The sequence below is a fragment of the Streptomyces sp. PA03-5A genome (assembly GCF_033792725.1).
Taxonomy (GTDB): Bacteria; Actinomycetota; Actinomycetes; order Streptomycetales; family Streptomycetaceae; genus Actinacidiphila.
This window is the reverse complement of record NZ_JARAVL010000013.1, coordinates 1-17,251: the sequence shown is the minus strand read 5'-3', so window position 1 is coordinate 17,251 and position 17,251 is coordinate 1. Positions and strand designations below refer to the sequence as shown.

12 protein-coding genes and 1 pseudogene are annotated in these 17,251 nt (G+C 72.3%); 4 read left to right on the top strand and 9 right to left on the bottom strand.

What is annotated here, in order from left to right:
• Window positions 1-12 precede the first annotated feature (12 nt).
• The 3 genes from PV410_RS17655 to ureA are packed head-to-tail and all read right to left on the bottom strand — an operon-like array spanning window position 13 to window position 3,439.
• Complete coding sequence (locus tag PV410_RS17655; protein WP_500325595.1) at window positions 13-1,056, bottom strand: agmatine deiminase family protein; 1,044 nt, start codon at window positions 1,054-1,056, stop codon at window positions 13-15.
• 14 nt (window positions 1,057-1,070) lie between these two features.
• Entirely contained in the window at window positions 1,071-2,759 is a 1,689-nt protein-coding gene (locus tag PV410_RS17650) for an urease subunit alpha (RefSeq protein WP_500325593.1), read from the bottom strand.
• The gene (ureA, locus tag PV410_RS17645) at window positions 2,756-3,439 is read right to left on the bottom strand and encodes an urease subunit gamma (protein WP_500325591.1); all 684 of its coding nucleotides are present in this window, start codon (window positions 3,437-3,439) and stop codon (window positions 2,756-2,758) included. Before ureA ends, PV410_RS17650 begins: the two co-directional genes overlap by 4 nt.
• 155 nt (window positions 3,440-3,594) lie before the next feature.
• On the opposite strand from ureA, the gene PV410_RS17640 reads away from it, so the two are divergent.
• Window positions 3,595-5,022, top strand: coding sequence for a cytosine permease (locus tag PV410_RS17640; RefSeq protein WP_500325589.1), 1,428 nt, complete (start codon window positions 3,595-3,597; stop codon window positions 5,020-5,022).
• 99 nt (window positions 5,023-5,121) lie between these two features.
• On the opposite strand, the gene PV410_RS17635 is transcribed toward PV410_RS17640, so the two are convergent.
• Window positions 5,122-6,210, bottom strand: a complete 1,089-nt coding sequence (locus PV410_RS17635) for a branched-chain amino acid aminotransferase (RefSeq protein ID WP_500325587.1) — start codon at window positions 6,208-6,210, stop codon at window positions 5,122-5,124.
• 208 nt (window positions 6,211-6,418) lie between these two features.
• On the bottom strand, window positions 6,419-7,456 hold the full coding sequence (locus tag PV410_RS17630; RefSeq protein WP_499514165.1) for a 3-isopropylmalate dehydrogenase: 1,038 nt from the start codon (window positions 7,454-7,456) through the stop codon (window positions 6,419-6,421).
• Between the two features lie 130 nt (window positions 7,457-7,586).
• Between PV410_RS17630 and PV410_RS17625 the strand changes: the two genes are divergently transcribed.
• The gene (locus PV410_RS17625) at window positions 7,587-9,197 is read left to right on the top strand and encodes a purple acid phosphatase family protein (RefSeq protein WP_500325585.1); all 1,611 of its coding nucleotides are present in this window, start codon (window positions 7,587-7,589) and stop codon (window positions 9,195-9,197) included.
• A 417-nt stretch (window positions 9,198-9,614) separates the two neighbouring features.
• Here the strand turns inward: PV410_RS17625 and pruA are convergent, their stop codons facing one another.
• Both pruA and PV410_RS17615 read right to left on the bottom strand, forming a co-directional pair.
• Entirely contained in the window at window positions 9,615-11,255 is a 1,641-nt protein-coding gene (pruA, locus tag PV410_RS17620; protein WP_500325583.1) for an L-glutamate gamma-semialdehyde dehydrogenase, read from the bottom strand.
• Window positions 11,256-11,292: 37 nt separating this feature from the next.
• A complete protein-coding gene (locus PV410_RS17615) occupies window positions 11,293-12,222 on the bottom strand; it encodes a proline dehydrogenase family protein (protein ID WP_500325581.1) in 930 nt (309 codons plus the stop codon).
• 142 nt (window positions 12,223-12,364) lie between these two features.
• Here PV410_RS17615 and PV410_RS17610 point away from each other — a divergent pair, with 142 nt between their 5' ends.
• Both PV410_RS17610 and PV410_RS17605 read left to right on the top strand, forming a co-directional pair.
• A complete protein-coding gene (locus PV410_RS17610; protein ID WP_500325579.1) occupies window positions 12,365-13,552 on the top strand; it encodes a PucR family transcriptional regulator in 1,188 nt (395 codons plus the stop codon).
• Window positions 13,553-13,690: 138 nt separating this feature from the next.
• The gene (locus PV410_RS17605; protein WP_500325577.1) at window positions 13,691-14,998 is read left to right on the top strand and encodes a glycosyltransferase 87 family protein; all 1,308 of its coding nucleotides are present in this window, start codon (window positions 13,691-13,693) and stop codon (window positions 14,996-14,998) included.
• Here PV410_RS17605 and serA read toward each other — a convergent pair.
• A complete protein-coding gene (gene serA / locus PV410_RS17600; RefSeq protein ID WP_499514159.1) occupies window positions 14,982-16,571 on the bottom strand; it encodes a phosphoglycerate dehydrogenase in 1,590 nt (529 codons plus the stop codon). The genes PV410_RS17605 and serA overlap by 17 nt on opposite strands.
• Before the next feature lie 253 nt (window positions 16,572-16,824).
• Window positions 16,825-17,251, bottom strand: a pseudogene (locus PV410_RS17595) (ketol-acid reductoisomerase); the annotation flags it as partial.

Genomic DNA, 17,251 nt, shown 5'->3' with positions numbered 1-17,251 from the left:
CCTCCGGGGCGGTCACATCTGGGGCTGCTGCTGGGTGATGCAATGAATACCACCACCGTGGGCGAAGATCGTACGAGCGTCCACCAGCACGACCTCCCGCTGCGGGAGGAGCCGCTCGAAGACGGCCTTGTTGACCTCGTCGGCGGGGTCGTCGAAGGCGCACAGGATCACGGCGCCGTTGCAGAGGTAGTGGTTGACGTACGAGTAGTCGACCAGCTCCCCGTCCACCTCCTGGAGCTGCGGCGCGGGCAGCTCCACGACCTCCAGCGGCCGGCCCTTGGCGTCGGTGGCGGCCCGCAGCAGGGACGTGACCTCCCGGGAGACGGCGTGGTCGGGGTGGGCCGGGTCCTGCTGGCTGTGGACGACGACCACGCCGGGGCGGACGAAGGCCGCCACGATGTCGACGTGCCCGCGGGTGCCGAAGCGGCCGTAGTCGGCGGTGAGACCGCGGGGCAGCCAGATCGCCTTGCGCGTTCCGAGGAAGGCGTGGACCTCGGCTTCCACCCGCTCCCTGGTCCAGCCAGGGTTGCGGCCCGGGTCGAGCTGCACGGTCTCGGTGAGCAGCACGGTTCCCTCGCCGTCGACGTGGATGCCGCCGCCCTCGTTCACGAAGGACGTGCCGTAGCGGGTCGCGCCCGCCCGTCCGGCGACGAAGGCGCCGATCTCCGCGTCGTGCCCCCAGGCCGCCCACTCCTGGGCGCCCCAGCCGTTGAACGTCCAGTCGGCGGCCGCGAGGCGTCCGGCACCGGTCAGGAAGGTCGGGCCCATGTCGCGCATCCAGGCGTCGTCCAGCGGCGCCTCGGTGACCGTGACGTGCGCGCCGCCTGAGCCGAGCAGCTCCCGTGCGCCCGCGGCGTCCTCGGGGCGTGCCACGACGGTCACCGGCTCGAAGCGGGCGACCGTCCGGGCCACGGCGGCCCAGGCCCCGCGGGACACGGCCAGGTCCTCGGCGCCGTCGAAGGTGACGCTGGGGGACGGCCACGCCATCCAGGTGCGGGTGTGCGGGGCCCACTCGGGCGGCATCGTGTAGCCGTCGGCGGCGGGGGTGGCGGGCATGGCGCTGGTCCTTGTCACAAGAAGTAGAGACGGCTGAGCGACACCTGTTCCGCGGGCTCGGAACGCAGCGGGTCGCCGTCGAGCGTCACCAGGCCCGTCCTGCCGTCCACGTCGACCTGCCCGGTGCGGGAGTTGAGGACGAGGTCGGCCGGGCCGATGCCGCGGGTGCCGCGCACGGCGACGCGGCGGCGCCGGGTGGGCATCCGGTCGTGCTCCAGCTCCAGGGCGGGGCGGGCCACGAACGCCACGGACAGGTCGGCGGCGGTCGCGCCGTGGGCCCCGAACAGCGGGCCGAGGACGAGCGGTTCGCAGGTGTCGGTGGCGGCGCCCGGGTCGCCGGTGACCCCGTACGCGGGGAAGCCGGACTTGAGCACCATCTGCGGCTTGGCGCCGAAGTACTGCGGTCGCCACAGCACGATGTCGGCGAGCTTGCCGACCTCGATCGAGCCGATCTCGTGGGCGAGGCCGTGGGCGATCGCCGGGTTGATGGTGAGTTTGGCGACGTAGCGCAGCACGCGGGCGTTGTCGTAGTCCGGGCCGTCCCCCTCCAGGGGGCCGCGCTCGGACTTCATCTTCCCGGCCATGGCGAAGGTGCGGCGTACGGTCTCACCGGCGCGGCCCATGCCCTGGGCGTCGGAGGAGGTGATGCCGATCGCCCCCAGGTCGTGCAGCACGTCCTCGGCGCCCATCGTGCCGGCGCGGATGCGGTCGCGGGCCATCGCGGCGTCGCCCGGCAGGTCGGGCTTGAGGTCGTGGACGGAGACGATCATCCCGTAGTGCTCGCCGACCGCGTCGCGGCCGAAGGGCAAGGTGGGGTTGGTGGAGGAGCCGATGACGTTGGGCACGCCCGCCATCTTCAGCACGTTGGGGACGTGCCCGCCGCCGCAGCCCTCGATGTGGAAAGCGTGGATCGTGCGGCCCTCCAGCACGCGCAGGGTGTCCTCCACGGACAGGCACTCGTTCAGGCCGTCGCTGTGCAGGGCGACCTGGACGTCGTACTCCTCGGCCACGCGCAGCGCGGTGTCCAGGGCGCGGGTGTGGGCGCCCATGTCCTCGTGGACCTTGAAGCCGGACGCCCCGCCCTCGGCGAGCGCCTCGACCAGCGGCGCCGGGTCGGAGGACGAACCGCGGCCGAGGAAGCCGATGTTGACGGGCCAGGCGTCGAAGGAGTTGAAGGCGTGCCGCAGCGCCCAGGGCGAGTTGACGCCGACGCCCCACACGGGCCCGAACTCCTGGCCGATGATCGTGGTGACCCCGGAGGCGAGCGAGGCCTCCATGATGCGCGGGGACAGCAGGTGGACATGGGTGTCCACGGCTCCGGCGGTGGCGATCAGCCCCTCGCCGGACACGATGGAGGTGCCCGTGCCGACCACGACGTCCACCCCGTCGAGGGTGTCGGGGTTGCCGGCCCGGCCGATGGCGTGGATGCGGCCCTCGCGGATGCCGATGGACACCTTGCGGATGCCGACGGCCGCATCGATGACCAGCACGTTGCTGATCACCACGTCGCAGGTCTCGCGGACGGCGGCGGCCTTGAGCGCCAGCCCGTCGCGGGCGGTCTTGCCGAACCCGGCGAGGAACTCGTCCCCGGGCCGCTGGGAGTCCGACTCGACGCGGACCACCAGGCCCGAGTCGCCCAGCCGGACCCGGTCCCCGGCACGCGGTCCGTGCACGGCGGCGTACTCGTACGGGTCGATGGTCATGACCGCGCTCCCAGGTATCCGCAGGCGGCGGCCCGCCGCAGCGCCTCCGCCTTCGCGCCGGGCGCGTCGAGCGGACCGTCGACGAGCCCGGCGAAGCCGATCACCACACGGTCGCCGCCGACCGGGACCAGCCCGACCTCCCGCGCCTCCCCCGGCCCGAAGCGCACGGAGGAACCGGCCGGCACGTGCAGCCGCATGCCGTACGCCGCCGAACGGTCGAAGTCCAGCCGGGGGTTGGCCTCGAAGAAGTGGAAGTGCGAGGTCACGCTGACCGGTACGGAGGCGGTGTTGCGCACGGCCACCACCACCTCCGGGGGCTGCTCGGGAACGGCCGGGCCCGGCAGCACGGCGCCGGGGGCGTCCGACCCCAGCGAGCCCCCGCCGATCGGGTCCGTGATCACGGCCAGCCGCGAGCCGTCGTCGAAGACGGCCTCCACGTGGACCTCGGTGACGACGTCCGCCACGCCGGGCAGCACGTCGCCGGGGCCGAGTACGGCACGGCCGGCCTCGACGGCCTCCGCGAGGCGCGCCCCGTCCCGCGCGGCCTCGCAGACCGTGTCGGCGATCAGGGCGGTGGCCTCGGGCACGTTGAGCCGCAGCCCGCGCGCCCGGCGGGCCCGGGCCAGCTCCGCGGCGCCGAACAGCAGCAGCCGGTCGCGCTCGGTCGGGGTGAGCCTCACGTCTCCGCACCTCCCACATCGACCTCCCACATCGATCACCGTTTAGAGCACCACTCTAAACCTGAAAGCCGCCCAGGGGAAGTATTGACCTCGGCGCAGGGTGGGAGGAAATTGAGTGGCGTTCAAACTTTCCCGGCACGGCAAGGGAGCCCGCCATGCAGATCGAACAACGCGGAGTGGACACCGTCCCCGACGAGGAACGGACCAGTCGCCCCCGCGACCTGGTCAGCATCCTGCTGGGCTCCAACCTCGCGCTGGGCGTGATCGTCTTCGGCTGGCTCCCGGTCTCGTTCGGCCTCGGCTGGTGGGCCTCCGTCACGTCCCTGCTCCTGGGCACCGTGGTCGGCACGGTGCTGGTCGCCCCGCTTGCGCTGGTCTCGCTGCGCACCGCCACCAACCTCTCCACGAGCAGCGGCGCCCACTTCGGCGTGCGCGGCCGGCTGCTCGGCTCGGTCATCGGCCTGCTGCTGTCGCTCGGCTACACCGCGCTGACCCTGTGGGTCGGCGGCGATGCCGTCGTCGGCTGCCTCGGCCGGCTCGTCGGGCTGCCGGCCGGCGGCTGGAGCTACACCGTGGTCTACGCCCTGCTCGCGGCCTGCACCGCCACGTCCGCCGTCTTCGGCTACCGGATGCTGCTGCGGCTCAGCCGCGCGCTGTCCGTAGGGCTGACGGTGCTGCTGGTCATCGGGGTCCTCGCGTACGCGGGGGACTTCACGACGGCCGCGCCCGCCGGCACGCAGTACCTGCTCGGCGGCTTCTGGCCGACCTGGCTGCTCGCCACGGTCTCGGCGGGCCTGAGCGGGCCGATCGCGTTCATCACGCTGCTGGGTGACTACACGCGCTACATATCGCCGCGCCGCTTCTCCCAGCCGCGGGTCTTCCGGGCCACCTGCGCCGGGCTCGTCGCCGGACTGCTCGTGCCCCAGCTCTTCGGCACCTTCACGGCGCTCGCGGTGGGGGCCGGCGAGGACTACGCGGGGCCGCTGGTCGCGGCGGCGCCCGCCTGGTACCTGGTGCTGCTGCTGGCCAACGCGTCGGCGGGCTCGGTGGGCAACGCGGGGCTGATGCTCTACAGCATGGGCCTGGACCTGGACGCGATCCTCCCGCGGGCGACGCGCACGCAGGCGACCTACGTGGTGGCCGCGGTCTCCACCGCACTGGTCTACCTCGGGCACTTCGCCTGGGCCGCCCAGGACGCGATGACCTCGTTCGTCCTGCTGCTCACCGCCGTGGGCACCCCGTGGGCGGTCGTCACCCTCATCGGATTCGCCCGGAGCCGGGGCCGCTACGACACCGACGCCCTCCAGGTCTACAACCGGCGCAGCCGCGGCGGTCTGTACTGGTACCGCGGCGGCTGGAACGTGCAGGCCACGCTCGCCTGGGCGGCGGGGTCCGGCATCGGGCTGCTCGCCGTCGACACCCCGGCCTACAGCGGACCCCTGCTGTCCGTGACCGGCGGGATCGACCTCAGCTTCCTGATATCGGGTGCCGTCACGGCCGCGGTGTATCTCGTGCTCAACGCGGGCCGCCCGCACCCCGTGCCGCCGACTCCGGAACGGGTCGCGGTCACGGTCACCGTGTGAGGCGGGGCCGCTCCCCCGCCCGGCCCCGCCGTCGCACGGACAGCGGCGCGGCGCCGCCCGGTCCTGCCCGGCGCGGCGCCGTACGGGGGCGATGGGCGGTCAGCCGCCCAGAGGGTGCATCCAGCCGTGGGTGTCGGGGGACTGGCCGGTCTGGATGTCGAGCAGCGCCTTGCGCAGCTTCATGGTCACCTCGCCCGGCTCGCCGTCGCCGACGGTCCAGTCCGCACGGGTGGACTTCACGGAACCGACCGGCGTGATGACGGCCGCGGTGCCGCAGGCGAAGACCTCGGTCAGCGATCCGTCCGCGTTGCCGTTCTTCCAGTCGTCCACGCTGATGCGGCCCTCGCGGACCTCGTAGCCGAGGTCGGCGGCGATGCGCAGCAGCGAGGCGCGGGTGATGCCGGGGAGGAGGGAGCCGGTGAGCTCGGGGGTGACGATCGTGTCCCCGTACACGAAGTACAGGTTCATGCCGCCCATCTCCTCGATCCAGCGGCGCTCGATCGCGTCGAGCCACACGACCTGGTCGCAGCCGTGCTCGATGGCCTGGGCCTGGGCGACCAGCGACGCGGCGTAGTTGCCGCCGGCCTTCGCGGCGCCCGTGCCGCCGGGCGCGGCACGGACGTACTCCTCGGAGAGCCAGACGGAGACCGGCTTGACGCCACCGGGGAAGTAGGCCCCGGCCGGGGAGGCGATGACCATGAACAGGTACTCGTTGGCCGGCCTGACCCCGAGACCGACCTCGGTGGCGAACATGAAGGGGCGCAGGTACAGCGACTGCTCACCTTGGCTCGGCACCCACGCCTCGTCCTGGGTGACGAGCGCGTCGACGGCGGCGAGGAAGGTCTCGACGGGCAACTCGGGCATGGCCAGGCGGCGGGCGGAGGCCTGGAAGCGCTCGGCGTTGGCCTCGGGACGGAAGGTGGCGACGGACCCGTCGGGCTGACGGTAGGCCTTGAGACCCTCGAAGATCGTCTGCGCGTAGTGCAGCGTCATGTTCGCGGGGTCGATGGAGAGCGGCGCGTACGGGACGAGCTCCGCGTCGTGCCAGCCACGGCCCTCGGTCCACCGGATCGTCACCATGTGGTCGGTGAAGTGGCGGCCGAATCCGGGGCTGGCGAGGATCGCCTCGCGCTGCGCGGCGGGCAGCGGGCGCGAGGAGGGCTTGAGCTCGATCGTGGGCGTCGTCATCTGTCGTGTCCTTCGCGTCAGGGTCAGGGCGGACCGCACCCGCCGTCCCGAGGTGCTAGGACGTCCGAGTTTCCCCTCGCACAGCGGCCCCACCGCTGATTATCGCAGCGGCGGGGCCGGAGACGTACATGCGCGGCCCGAGAGGTCAGGGTCAGTCGTGGAGCGGTCACTGACCGGCCGGGCCGACTGGCGGAGGCTAACCCGGCGGTCAGCCGGCTACTCGCGCGGCGAGCGCGTCGCCGATCTCGGAGGTGCTGCGCGTCCCGGAGCGCTCGGCGAGGTCCGCGGCGACGGCGGCCTCGATCCGCTCGGCCTCGGCGGTGTAACCGAGGTGCCGCAGCAGCATGCCGACCGAGAGCACGGTGGCGGTCGGGTCGGCCTTGCCCTGGCCGGCGATGTCCGGGGCGGAGCCGTGCACCGGCTCGAACATCGACGGGAACGCACCGCCCGGGTTGATGTTGCCGCTGGCGGCGAGGCCGATGCCACCGGTCACGGCGGCGGCCAGGTCGGTGAGGATGTCACCGAAGAGGTTGTCGGTGACGATCACGTCGAAGCGCTCGGGCTGGGTGACGAAGAAGATCGTCGCGGCGTCCACGTGCAGGTAGTCGGTGGTGACCTCGGGGTACTCCTCGCCGACCTTGTCGAAGATGTTCTTCCACAGGTGGCCGGCGTGCACGAGGACGTTGTTCTTGTGGACCAGCGTCAGCTTCCTGCGGGGGCGCGCCTGGGCGCGGGCGTAGGCGTCGCGCACCACACGCTCGATGCCGAACGCCGTGTTGAGGCTGACCTCGGTGGCCACCTCCTGCGGCGTACCGGTGCGCAGGGAGCCGCCGTTGCCGACGTACGGGCCCTCGGTGCCCTCGCGGACGACGACGAAGTCGATGCTCGGCTCGCCGGCCAGCGGACCCTTCACACCCGGGAAGAGCCGGGAGGGCCGCAGGTTGACGTGGTGGTCGAAGGCGAAGCGGAGCTTCAGCAGCAGCCCGCGCTCCAGGACGCCCGAGGGCACCGACGGGTCGCCGACCGCGCCGAGCAGGATCGCGTCGTGGGCCTTGAGCTGTTCCAGCTCCGCGTCCGGCAGGGTCTCGCCGGTCTCGTGCCAGCGCTTGGCGCCGAGGCTGTACTCCTTGGTCTCCAGCTTCACGTCCTGCGGAAGGACGGCGGACAGGACCTTCAGGCCCTCGGCCACCACCTCCTGGCCGATTCCGTCGCCGGGGATCACTGCGAGACTGATGCTGCGAGACATGGCGAGAACCCTACTCCGCCGTCCATGGAATGACACATGATGTCCGCATGGCGGACGCCTCCTGTACGCGCCAGGTGCTGTTCACCCGTATGACCGTGCTGAGTTGGCGGCGGAAGGGAATTCCCTGTCCATGGACACTCCACGCATGGGCATCGACGAGGATCTCGCCGGCCGTCTGAGCATGGCGGAGCAGCATGCCTGGCTGCGGGAGCGGCACTCCCGCAGACGGGTGATCCGGGGCGGTGCCGCGGTCGCCGGGACCGTCGCCGGGGCCGGTGTGCTGGGCGCGTCGGCGTACGCCGGGAGGGAGCCGGCCGCCGCGCCGGCGCGCTTCCCCGCGGTGCCCGTCCCGCCGGCCGCGGTCCACGTGGACGGTGCGCTGGTGGCCCCGTTCGGCCGGCACCTGGCCTTCGGCGCCGACCCCGGGACCCAGATGCGCGTCTCCTGGCAGGTGCCGCTGCCGGTGCGGGGGCCGTTCGTCCGGGTGGGGCTGCGGCCCTGGGACCTCGGGCAGCGGATCGAGGCCGAGGTGCGCCCGCTGCACACGGCAGCGCTCGGCAAGGAACTGCCCGCGGTGGAGCAGTACTACCTGCACGCGGCGCTCGACGGGCTGCGCCCCGGCACCACGTACTACTACGGCGTGGGACACCAGGGCTTCGACCCCGCGTCGGCGCCCGCCTACGCGACGATCGGCTCCTTCGCCACCGCCCCGGACCCCGGGCAGCGCAGGTCGTTCGTGTTCACGGCCTTCGGCGACCAGGGTGTCAGCTACCACGCCCTGGCCAACGACAGTCTGATCCTGGCTCAGAACCCCGCGTTCCACCTGCACGCGGGCGACATCTGCTACGCCGACGACTCGGGCCGGGGCACGGAGGGCGACACCTACGACGCGCGCGTGTGGGACCAGTTCCTCGCCCAGACCGAGAGCGTCGCCTCACGCGTCCCGTGGATGGTCGCGCTCGGCAACCACGACATGGAGGCCTGGTACTCCCCCAACGGCTACGGCGGCCAGGAGGCCCGCTGGTCGCTGCCGGGCAACGGCCCGGACCCGGGGCGGCTCCCCGGCGTCTACTCCTTCGGCTACGGCAACGTGGCCGTCGTGGCGCTGGACGCCAACGACGTGTCGTACGAGATCCCGGCCAACCACGGGATCAGCGGCGGCCGGCAGACCGCCTGGCTGGACCGCCGGCTGGGCGAACTGCGGGCCCGGCGCGGCGTCGACTTCGTCGTCGTCTTCTTCCACCACTGCGCCTACTCGACCACCAGCGCGCACGCCTCCGAGGGCGGGGTGCGCGAGGCCTGGGTGCCGCTCTTCGAGAAGCACCGGGTCGACCTGGTGGTCAACGGGCACAACCACGTCTACGAGCGCACCGACGCGGTGCTCCGCGACGCCGTGGGCAAGGACGTCCCCGTCGGGGCGACCACGCACCCCGAGCGCGACGGCATCGTCTACGTCACGGCGGGCGGCGCCGGGAAGAGCCTGTACGCCTTCCCGGTGCCGGACAGCCACGAAGGGCACGTCAAGGACCTGGACGGCGTGGAGACCTACCACTGGGTGAAAGGTGCCCACAAGGTCACGGAGACGGTGGAGTGGTCACGCGTCCGCTACACCGGCCACTCGTTCCTGACCGTGGAGTCGCAGCCCGCGCCGCCCGGTGGGACGGCGCGGCTGGTCGTCTCGGCGCTCGCCGAGAACGGCAGACGGATCGATCACTTCACCATCGCGCGGACGGCCAGGTAGGCCAGGCGTCGCAGACGGCGGAGGGGATGGGGAACGGAGTGGCCGGTCAACGCGGCTCGTGTCCCGTCGATCCGCCGTTGTCACGGCGGTCCAGGGCGCGCTGGAGGGCTTCGGCGGCGTTCTTGCGGGCGGTCTCGTCCATGGTGAACAGCTCCCGGAGAAGAAGAGAGGGTTGTGTCGCCATAGAACGGGGCGGGGAGCGGCGCTGCAGGGGGTGACCTGCCACAGGTGCGCGGCTGTCCGCCGGTCGCTGGTGGAGCGAGACGTTCGGCTCCTACAAAGCTAGGACAGCTCCGCCGATCTGTCTCCACAATTACTCGGACTTCCTACTATCTGAGACGGCGAAGGCCCGGCACCCCCACGGAATCGGGGGTACCGGGCCCTGCCCCTTGCGGGCTCGTCCGGGTGACGCGGAGGTCAGCCCATGTGCGGGTAGCGGTAGTCGGTCGGGGGCACCAGGGCCTCCTTGATCGACCGGGTCGACGTCCAGCGCATCAGGTTCTGCGCGGCACCCGCCTTGTCGTTGGTGCCGGAGGCACGGCCGCCGCCGAACGGCTGCTGGCCGACCACGGCGCCGGTGGACTTGTCGTTGATGTAGAAGTTGCCCGCGGCGAAGCGCAGCCGCTCCATGACGTGGGCGACCGCGGCGCGGTCACGGGCGACGACCGAGCCGGTCAGCGCGTACGCGGCGACCGATTCCATCTGGGTCAGCATCGCCTCGAAGGCGCCCTCGTCGGCGTCGTCGTAGACGTGGACGCCGAGCACCGGGCCGAAGTACTCCTCGCGGAAGATCTCGTTCTCCGGGTCGGAGGAGACCAGCACGGTCGGCCGGACGAAGTAGCCGACGCTGTCGTCGTAGGTGCCGCCGGCGACGACCTCGACGGTCGGGTCGGCCTTGGCGCGGTCGATGGCGGCCTTGTTCTTGGCGAAGGCGCGCTCGTCGATCACGGCGCCGATGAAGTTCGACAGGTCGGTGACGTCACCCATGGTGAGGCCGTCGACCTCGGCCGCGAACTCCTCCTTGAAGCCGTTCTCCCACAGGGAGCGCGGGATGTAGGCGCGGGAGGTGGCGGAGCACTTCTGGCCCTGGTACTCGAAGGAGCCGCGGGTCAGCGCGGTCTTCAGCACCGCCGGGTCGGCCGAGGGGTGGGCGACGACGAAGTCCTTGCCGCCGGTCTCGCCGACGATCCGCGGGTAGGAGCGGTACTTGTCGATGTTGGTGCCGACCGTCCGCCACAGGTGCTGGAAGGTCCGGGTGGAACCGGTGAAGTGGATGCCGGCCAGGTCCGGGTGCTCCAGGGCGACCTCGGAGACGGCGATGCCGTCGCCGGTGACCAGGTTGATGACGCCCTTGGGCAGCCCGGCCTCCTCCAGCAGCTCCATCAGCAGCACGGCGGCGTGCGTCTGGGTCGGGGAGGGCTTCCACACCACGACGTTGCCCATGAGGGCCGGGGCGGTCGGCAGGTTGCCGGCGATCGCGGTGAAGTTGAAGGGCGTGATCGCGTAGACGAAGCCCTCGAGCGGGCGGTGGTCGAGGCGGTTCCACACACCCGGGGAGTTGGCGATCGGCTGCTCCGCCAGGATCTGGCGGGCGAAGTGCACGTTGAAGCGCCAGAAGTCGACCAGCTCGCAGGGGCTGTCGATCTCCGCCTGCTGGGCGGTCTTGGACTGGCCGAGCATCGTGGAGGCGGCGATCGTCTCGCGCCAGGGGCCGGCCAGCAGGTCGGCGGCGCGCAGGATGATGGCGGCGCGGTCGTCGAAGGACATGGCGCGCCAGGCCGGGGCGGCGGTCAGCGCGGCGTCGATCGCCTCGCGGGCGTCGTCCTGCGTGGCGTTGGCGTAGGTGCCGAGGCGGGCGCCGTGGTTGTGCGGCTGCACGACGTCGAAGCGCTCGCCGCCGCCCATCCGCCGCACGCCGCCGATGGTCATCGGCAGCTCCACCGGGTTCCCGGCCAGCTCCTTCAGCTTCGCCTCGAGCCGGGCCCGCTCCGGGCTCCCCGGGGCGTAGGAGTGCACCGGCTCGTTCACCGGGGCGGGGACCTGGGTCACAGCGTCCATGGAAGACATCTCCTTGTGTCCTTGTGGGGTCGTGGGCTCAGCGGGTGGGGAGGAAGGACCGCAGGAAGAAGGCCAGGTTCGCCGGCCGCTCCGCGAGGCGCCGCATGAAGTACCCGTACCAGTCTGCGCCGTACGGGACGTAGATGCGCATGCGCTCGCCCTCGTCGGCCAGGCGCCGCTGCTCGGCGGTGCGGATGCCGTACAGCATCTGGAACTCGTACGAGCCCTGCTTGCGGCCGTGCCGGTGCGCGAGCTCCTGGGCGATGGAGATCAGCCGCGGGTCGTGGGAGCCGATCATCGGGTAGCCCTCGCCCGCCATCAGGATCTTCAGGCAGCGCACGTAGGCGCGGTCGACCTCGGCCTTGTCCTGGTGGGCGACGGTGGCGGGCTCCTTGTAGGCGCCCTTGACCAGGCGCACGCGGGAGCCGGCGACGGCGAGGGCGCGGGCGTCCTCCTCCGTGCGGAAGAGGTACGACTGCAGGACGGCTCCGGTGCCGGGGTGGCGCAGGCGCAGGTCGGCGAGGATCGCGAGGGTGGAGTCGACCGTGGTGTGGTCCTCCATGTCGAGCGTGACGGTGGTGCCGATCTCGCTCGCCAGGTCGGCGACGGGGCGGACGTTCTCCAGTGCGATGTCGTGGCCGCCGGCCGGCAGGGCCTGCCCGAAGGCCGACAGCTTGACGGAGACCTCGGCGCGGGTGCCCAGGCCCTCGGCCTTCAGGGCCTCCAGCAGCCGCAGGTAGGCGTCACGGGTCGCGAGCGCGGTCGCCTTGTCGGTGACGTCCTCACCCAGGTGGTCGAGCGTGACCTCCAGGCCGGAGGCGGTCAGCGACCGCACGGTCTCCATCGCGGGCGCCAGCTCGTCACCCGCGATGAAGCGGTTCACCACGGGGCGGGTGATCGGCGCGCCCGCGACGACGCGGCGCATACGGTCGCTGCGCGAGGCGGCGAGCAGCACGGGACCCAGCACGGTCTCCTCCTGGAGGAAGGGCTGCCCAGGGGGCAGGCAGCGTCGCCGTGAAATCTAGGATCCACCTACCCCGCCCACCATCGACAGCTGTCACGCATCCGATCGGCATCCCTCATACAGATGTATGAGGGAGAATGGCGGCGTGCGCGGTGACTACCAGGAGCTGGTCGACGAGGTCTCGGCGCTGCTCGGCGCTCCCGCGACCCTGGAGGACCGCGACTTCCGGCTGATCGCCTTCGGCGCGCACGACAGCGACGACGACGCCGCCATGGACCCGGTGCGGACCCGGTCGATCCTCACCCGCCGCTCCACCGCCGAGGTGCGCTCCTGGTTCGAGCGCTTCGGCATCGCCCGCGCGACGGCCCCGGTCCGCATCCCCGCCGCCCCCGACGCCGGGGTGTTCCGGCCCCGGCTGTGCCTGCCGGTGCGGCACGGCGGCGTCGTCCACGGCTACGTGTGGCTGCTGGACACCAGCGGGTACACCGACGCCCAGCTGGCCGCCGCCATGGCGGTCGCCGCCCGCATCGGCGCGTTGCTGGCCGCCGAGTCCCGCGCGGGCGCCGACGCCGGCCGGGCGCTGGGCGATCTCATCGGCTCCGCCCCCGGGCCCGGCCGCACGGCCGCCCGCGAGGCGTTGCGGGCCGCGCTCGGCCCGGACGCGGACGAGGCGCACGCGGTGGTGTGCGTCCTGCCCTGGCCGGGTGGCGAGGACGGCGACGCCCCGGGACCGCGCGGTGTGCCGGGCGCCGCCGCGCTGTGCGTGGTGCCGCCGCGGGAGACCGCGGGCGAGTCGCACCGGGAGCCCCCGGTCGCGGCGCTCGCCGCCCTGGTGCGGCTGCGCTCGGCGACGATGTCGGGGCCCGCGCTCACGGCGGCCGCACGGCTGATGGAGGGCAACGGCCAGGCGGCGGAGCCGGGCGCGCGGGCCGGCATCAGCGCCCCGCGCCAGGGACTCGCCGAGCTGCCCGAGGCATGGCACGAGGCCGTCTCCGCGGCCCGCGCCGCCCGCGCCCAGCCCCGGCTCGGGCGCACGGCGGAGTGGGACGCGATCGGCCCCTACCGGATGCTGGCCGCACTGCCCACCGGGGCGGTGGACCCGGCGGTGCGCCCGCTGCTGGAGCCCTCGCACGCCGACCTCGCACGGACCGCCGAGGTGTACCTCGACCGTGCGGGGCAGGCCGGGCGCGCCGCCGCGGAACTGCGGATACACCGTCAGACGCTCTACTACCGGCTGTCCCGCGTCGAGCGGCTGACCGGCCTCGACCTCGACGACGGGGAGGACCGGCTGCTGCTCCACATAGCCCTCAAGACGGCCGGGCTCGGGGACTGATGGGACTGTTGCCGACCCGAGGGGGCACAAGTAACGTGGCGCGAGGCCGTTGGGGGGCTTGATCAACACGCGCAGGACGCGGGCGACCCGCGCGTCCCGCGCGGACACCGCGGAGCGAAACAAGGGGATCGGGAGCCGGTGACTCATTCCACGGAGGCCCACGGACGCGAACGCCCGGCGCTGTGGAGGACGCCGCCGGCCGTCCCCGGCAGACCGCGCCCCGACCGCAGACTGCTCCTGGCCGGGCTGCTGCTGGTCGTGTCGCTGGCCGCCTTCACCGCGCTGTGCCTGTCGATGCCCGTGCCCATGGCCGACATGCAGGTCTACCGTGCCGAGGGCGCGGCCGCCGTCGACGGCACCGACCTGTACGGCTTCACCGTCACCGAGTGGAAGCTGCCCGCGACCTATCCGCCCTTCGCCGCGCTGCTGTTCGTACCGACGACGTGGCTGCCCGTACCCCTGCTGAAGCTGGCCTTCATGGGCGGCAACCTGCTGCTGCTCGGGCTGCTCGCGCACCTGTCCTGCCGGGCGACGGGGTGGCCGCGCGCCCGTGGCTCGCGCTGGGTGGTGGTGCTCCTGGCGATGGCCCTCGGGCTGTGGCTCGAGCCGGTCTTCCAGACGATGCTGTACGGCCAGATCAACCTGCTGCTCACGGTGCTGGTGCTGTGGGACCTGAGCAGGCCGGACGGCGCACGCGGCAAGGGCATCGCGATCGGTGTGGCGGCCGGCATCAAGCTCACCCCGGCGATCTTCGCCGTCTACCTGCTGCTGACCGGCCGGCGCAAGGAGGCCGCGGTCGCCGCCGCCGCCTTCGCCGGCACCACGCTGCTGGGTGCGCTCGCGCTGCCCGGCGCGAGCGTCGACTACTGGACCCGCTGCCTGTTCGACACCAGCCGGATCGGCAAGGTCTGGATCGTCGACAACCAGTCCCTGCAGGGCCTCGTCGCCCGGATGCTGCACACCGCCCACCCGGGCGCCGTGTGGGCGGTCGCCGCGCTCGTGGTGGCCTGCGCGGGGCTCGCGGTCTCGGTGCGGATGGGCCGGCTGGGCCGGGAGGCCTGGGGCGTGGTGTGCTGCGCAGTGACGGCGCTGCTCATCACCCCGATCAGCTGGTCGCACCACTGGGTGTGGTGCGTGCCGATGCTGATCCTGCTCGCCGCCGAAGCGCCGCGCTGGGCGCTGCGGGTGGCCGCGGTGGCCTTCCTGGCGCGCACGCTGTGGATCGTGCCGAAGGCCGGTGACCTCGATCTGCACCTGGCGTGGTGGCTGCAGCCCTTCGCCTCCCCGTACCCCGTGCTGGGCCTGGTCTTCCTTGCGGCGGTGGCGCTGCGCTTCCGGCCCGGCTCCCCCGCGGTGGCGGCGCTGACGGCGAAGGGGCGGCCGTCCCGGATCGCCCGGGTCGGCCGCCCCCAGCGGAGCGAACCGGCCGTCAGTCCTCGAGATTGACCGCGCGGGCCGAGCTCGCGCCGATCTCCTCGGCGATCTCGGCCAGCACCGGCGCCGGGATGGCGGTGTCGACGGTCAGCGCGACCAGCGCCTCCCCGCCGGCCTGGTCACGGGCGACCTGCATGCCCGCGATGTTGACGCCGGCGTCGCCCAGGATGCGGCCGATGGTGCCGACGACGCCGGGACGGTCGGTGTAGCGCAGGAAGCCCATGTGGTCGGCGAAGACCAGGTCCACGTCGTCGTCGCCGACGGCGACGATCTTCTGGATGTGCTTGGGGCCCGCCAGCGTGCCGGAGACGGCCACCTCGGTGCCGTCGGAGAGCGTGCCCCGCACGGTGACCAGGTTGCGGTGGTCGGGCGACTCGCTGCTGGTGGTGAGGCGGACCTCGACCCCGCGCTCCTGCGCGAAGAGCGGGGCGTTGACGTAGCTGACGGTCTCGTCGACCACGTCCTCGAAGACGCCCTTGAGGGCGGAGAGCTCCAGCACCTTCACGTCGTGCTGGGTGATCTCGCCGCGCACCTCGACGTCGAGGCGGACCGCGACCTCGCCCGCGAGGGCGGTGAAGATCCGGCCGAGCTTCTCGGCGAGCGGCAGGCCCGGGCGGACGTCCTCGGCGATGACACCGCCCTGGACGTTGACCGCGTCCGGCACCAGCTCACCGGCGAGCGCCAGGCGCACGGAGCGGGCGACGGAGATACCGGCCTTCTCCTGGGCCTCGTCGGTGGAGGCGCCCAGGTGCGGGGTGGCCACGACGTTGTCGAACTGGAAGAGCGGCGAGTCCGTGCACGGCTCCTTGGCGTACACGTCCAGGCCGGCGCCGCCGACCCGGCCCTCCTTGAGCGCCGCGGACAGCGCCTCCTCGTCCACGATGCCGCCGCGGGCGGCGTTGACGATGCGGACGTGCGGCTTGACCTTGCGCAGCGCCTCCTCGCCGATCAGGCCCACGGTCTCCGGGGTCTTGGGCAGGTGCACGGTGATGAAGTCGGAGACCTGCAGCAGCTCGTCGAGGCTGAGGATCTTCACGCCCATCTGGGCGGCGCGCGCGGGCTGGATGTAGGGGTCGTACGCGACGATCTTCATCCCGAAGGCCGACATGCGCTGCGCCACCAGGGCGCCGATGCGGCCGAGGCCGACCACGCCGAGGGTCTTCTCGGCGAGCTCGACGCCGGTGTACTTGTTGCGCTTCCACTCGCCCTGCTTCAGGGCCGCGTTCGCCGGGGCGATGTTGCGGGCCACGGCGATCAGCAGGCCGCACGCCAGCTCGGCGGCGGTGACGATGTTGGAGGTCGGGGCGTTGACGACCATCACGCCGGCCTTGGTGGCCGCGGAGACGTCCACGTTGTCCAGGCCGACGCCCGCGCGGGCCACGACCTTGAGCTTGGAGGCTGCGGCGATGGCCTCGGCGTCCACCTTGGTGGCGCTGCGGATCAGGATGGCGTCGGCGTCGGCGATCGCGCTCAGGAGTTCTCCCCGGTCGGCGCCGTTGCAGTGCCGGATCTCGAAGTCCGGCCCGAGGGCGTCAACGGTGGCGGGCGACAGCTCTTCAGCGATGAGTACGACGGGGTTGCTCACGTGAGTCCTCACTAGTCCCTGGTCTACGGCCGCGTCCCGACGGCCGAAGGCGGTGGAGAGGGATGGCATGCCGCGTGGAAGACGCACGACGCTGTGAGCCTGACGCGCTTGTTAATGGAGTGTATCGGCGGCGGGCCCGGCATCCTGCGACAACGTGGAAGGATCACCCGCACGAGGGTGTACGGGGTGGCCAAAGCCGCCGGTCCCGGGGGCGCGGCGCCCCCGGGACCGTTCCGACCGCGGTGCGGAGGACTTACGCCTCCTCGTCCACCCAGCTCATGAGCTTGCGGAGCTTCTTGCCGGTGGTCTCCAGCAGGTGGTTCTCGTCGGCCTTCTTGTACTCGTTGTACCGGGGCAGGCCGGCGTTGTACTCGGCGATCCAGTTGTTGGCGAACGAGCCGTCCTGGATCTCACCGAGGATCTTCTTCATCTCGGCCTTGGTGGCGTCGGTGATGATGCGCGGACCGGTGACGTAGTCACCCCACTCGGCGGTCTCCGAGATCGACCAGCGCATCTTCTCCAGACCGCCCTCGTACATCAGGTCCACGATGAGCTTCAGCTCGTGCAGGCACTCGAAGTACGCGATCTCCGGCTGGTAACCGGCCTCGGTCAGCGTCTCGAAACCGGCCTTGACCAGCGCCGCCGTACCACCGCACAGCACCGCCTGCTCACCGAACAGG

Coding starts and splice junctions, on each gene's coding strand:
- PV410_RS17655 (WP_500325595.1), bottom strand. CDS start 1,056: ATGCCCGCCACCCCCGCCGCCGACGGCTACACGATGCCGCCCGAGTGG.
- PV410_RS17650 (WP_500325593.1), bottom strand. CDS start 2,759: ATGACCATCGACCCGTACGAGTACGCCGCCGTGCACGGACCGCGTGCC.
- PV410_RS17640 (WP_500325589.1), top strand. CDS start 3,595: ATGCAGATCGAACAACGCGGAGTGGACACCGTCCCCGACGAGGAACGG.
- PV410_RS17635 (WP_500325587.1), bottom strand. CDS start 6,210: ATGACGACGCCCACGATCGAGCTCAAGCCCTCCTCGCGCCCGCTGCCC.
- PV410_RS17630 (WP_499514165.1), bottom strand. CDS start 7,456: ATGTCTCGCAGCATCAGTCTCGCAGTGATCCCCGGCGACGGAATCGGC.
- PV410_RS17625 (WP_500325585.1), top strand. CDS start 7,587: ATGGACACTCCACGCATGGGCATCGACGAGGATCTCGCCGGCCGTCTG.
- pruA (WP_500325583.1), bottom strand. CDS start 11,255: ATGGACGCTGTGACCCAGGTCCCCGCCCCGGTGAACGAGCCGGTGCAC.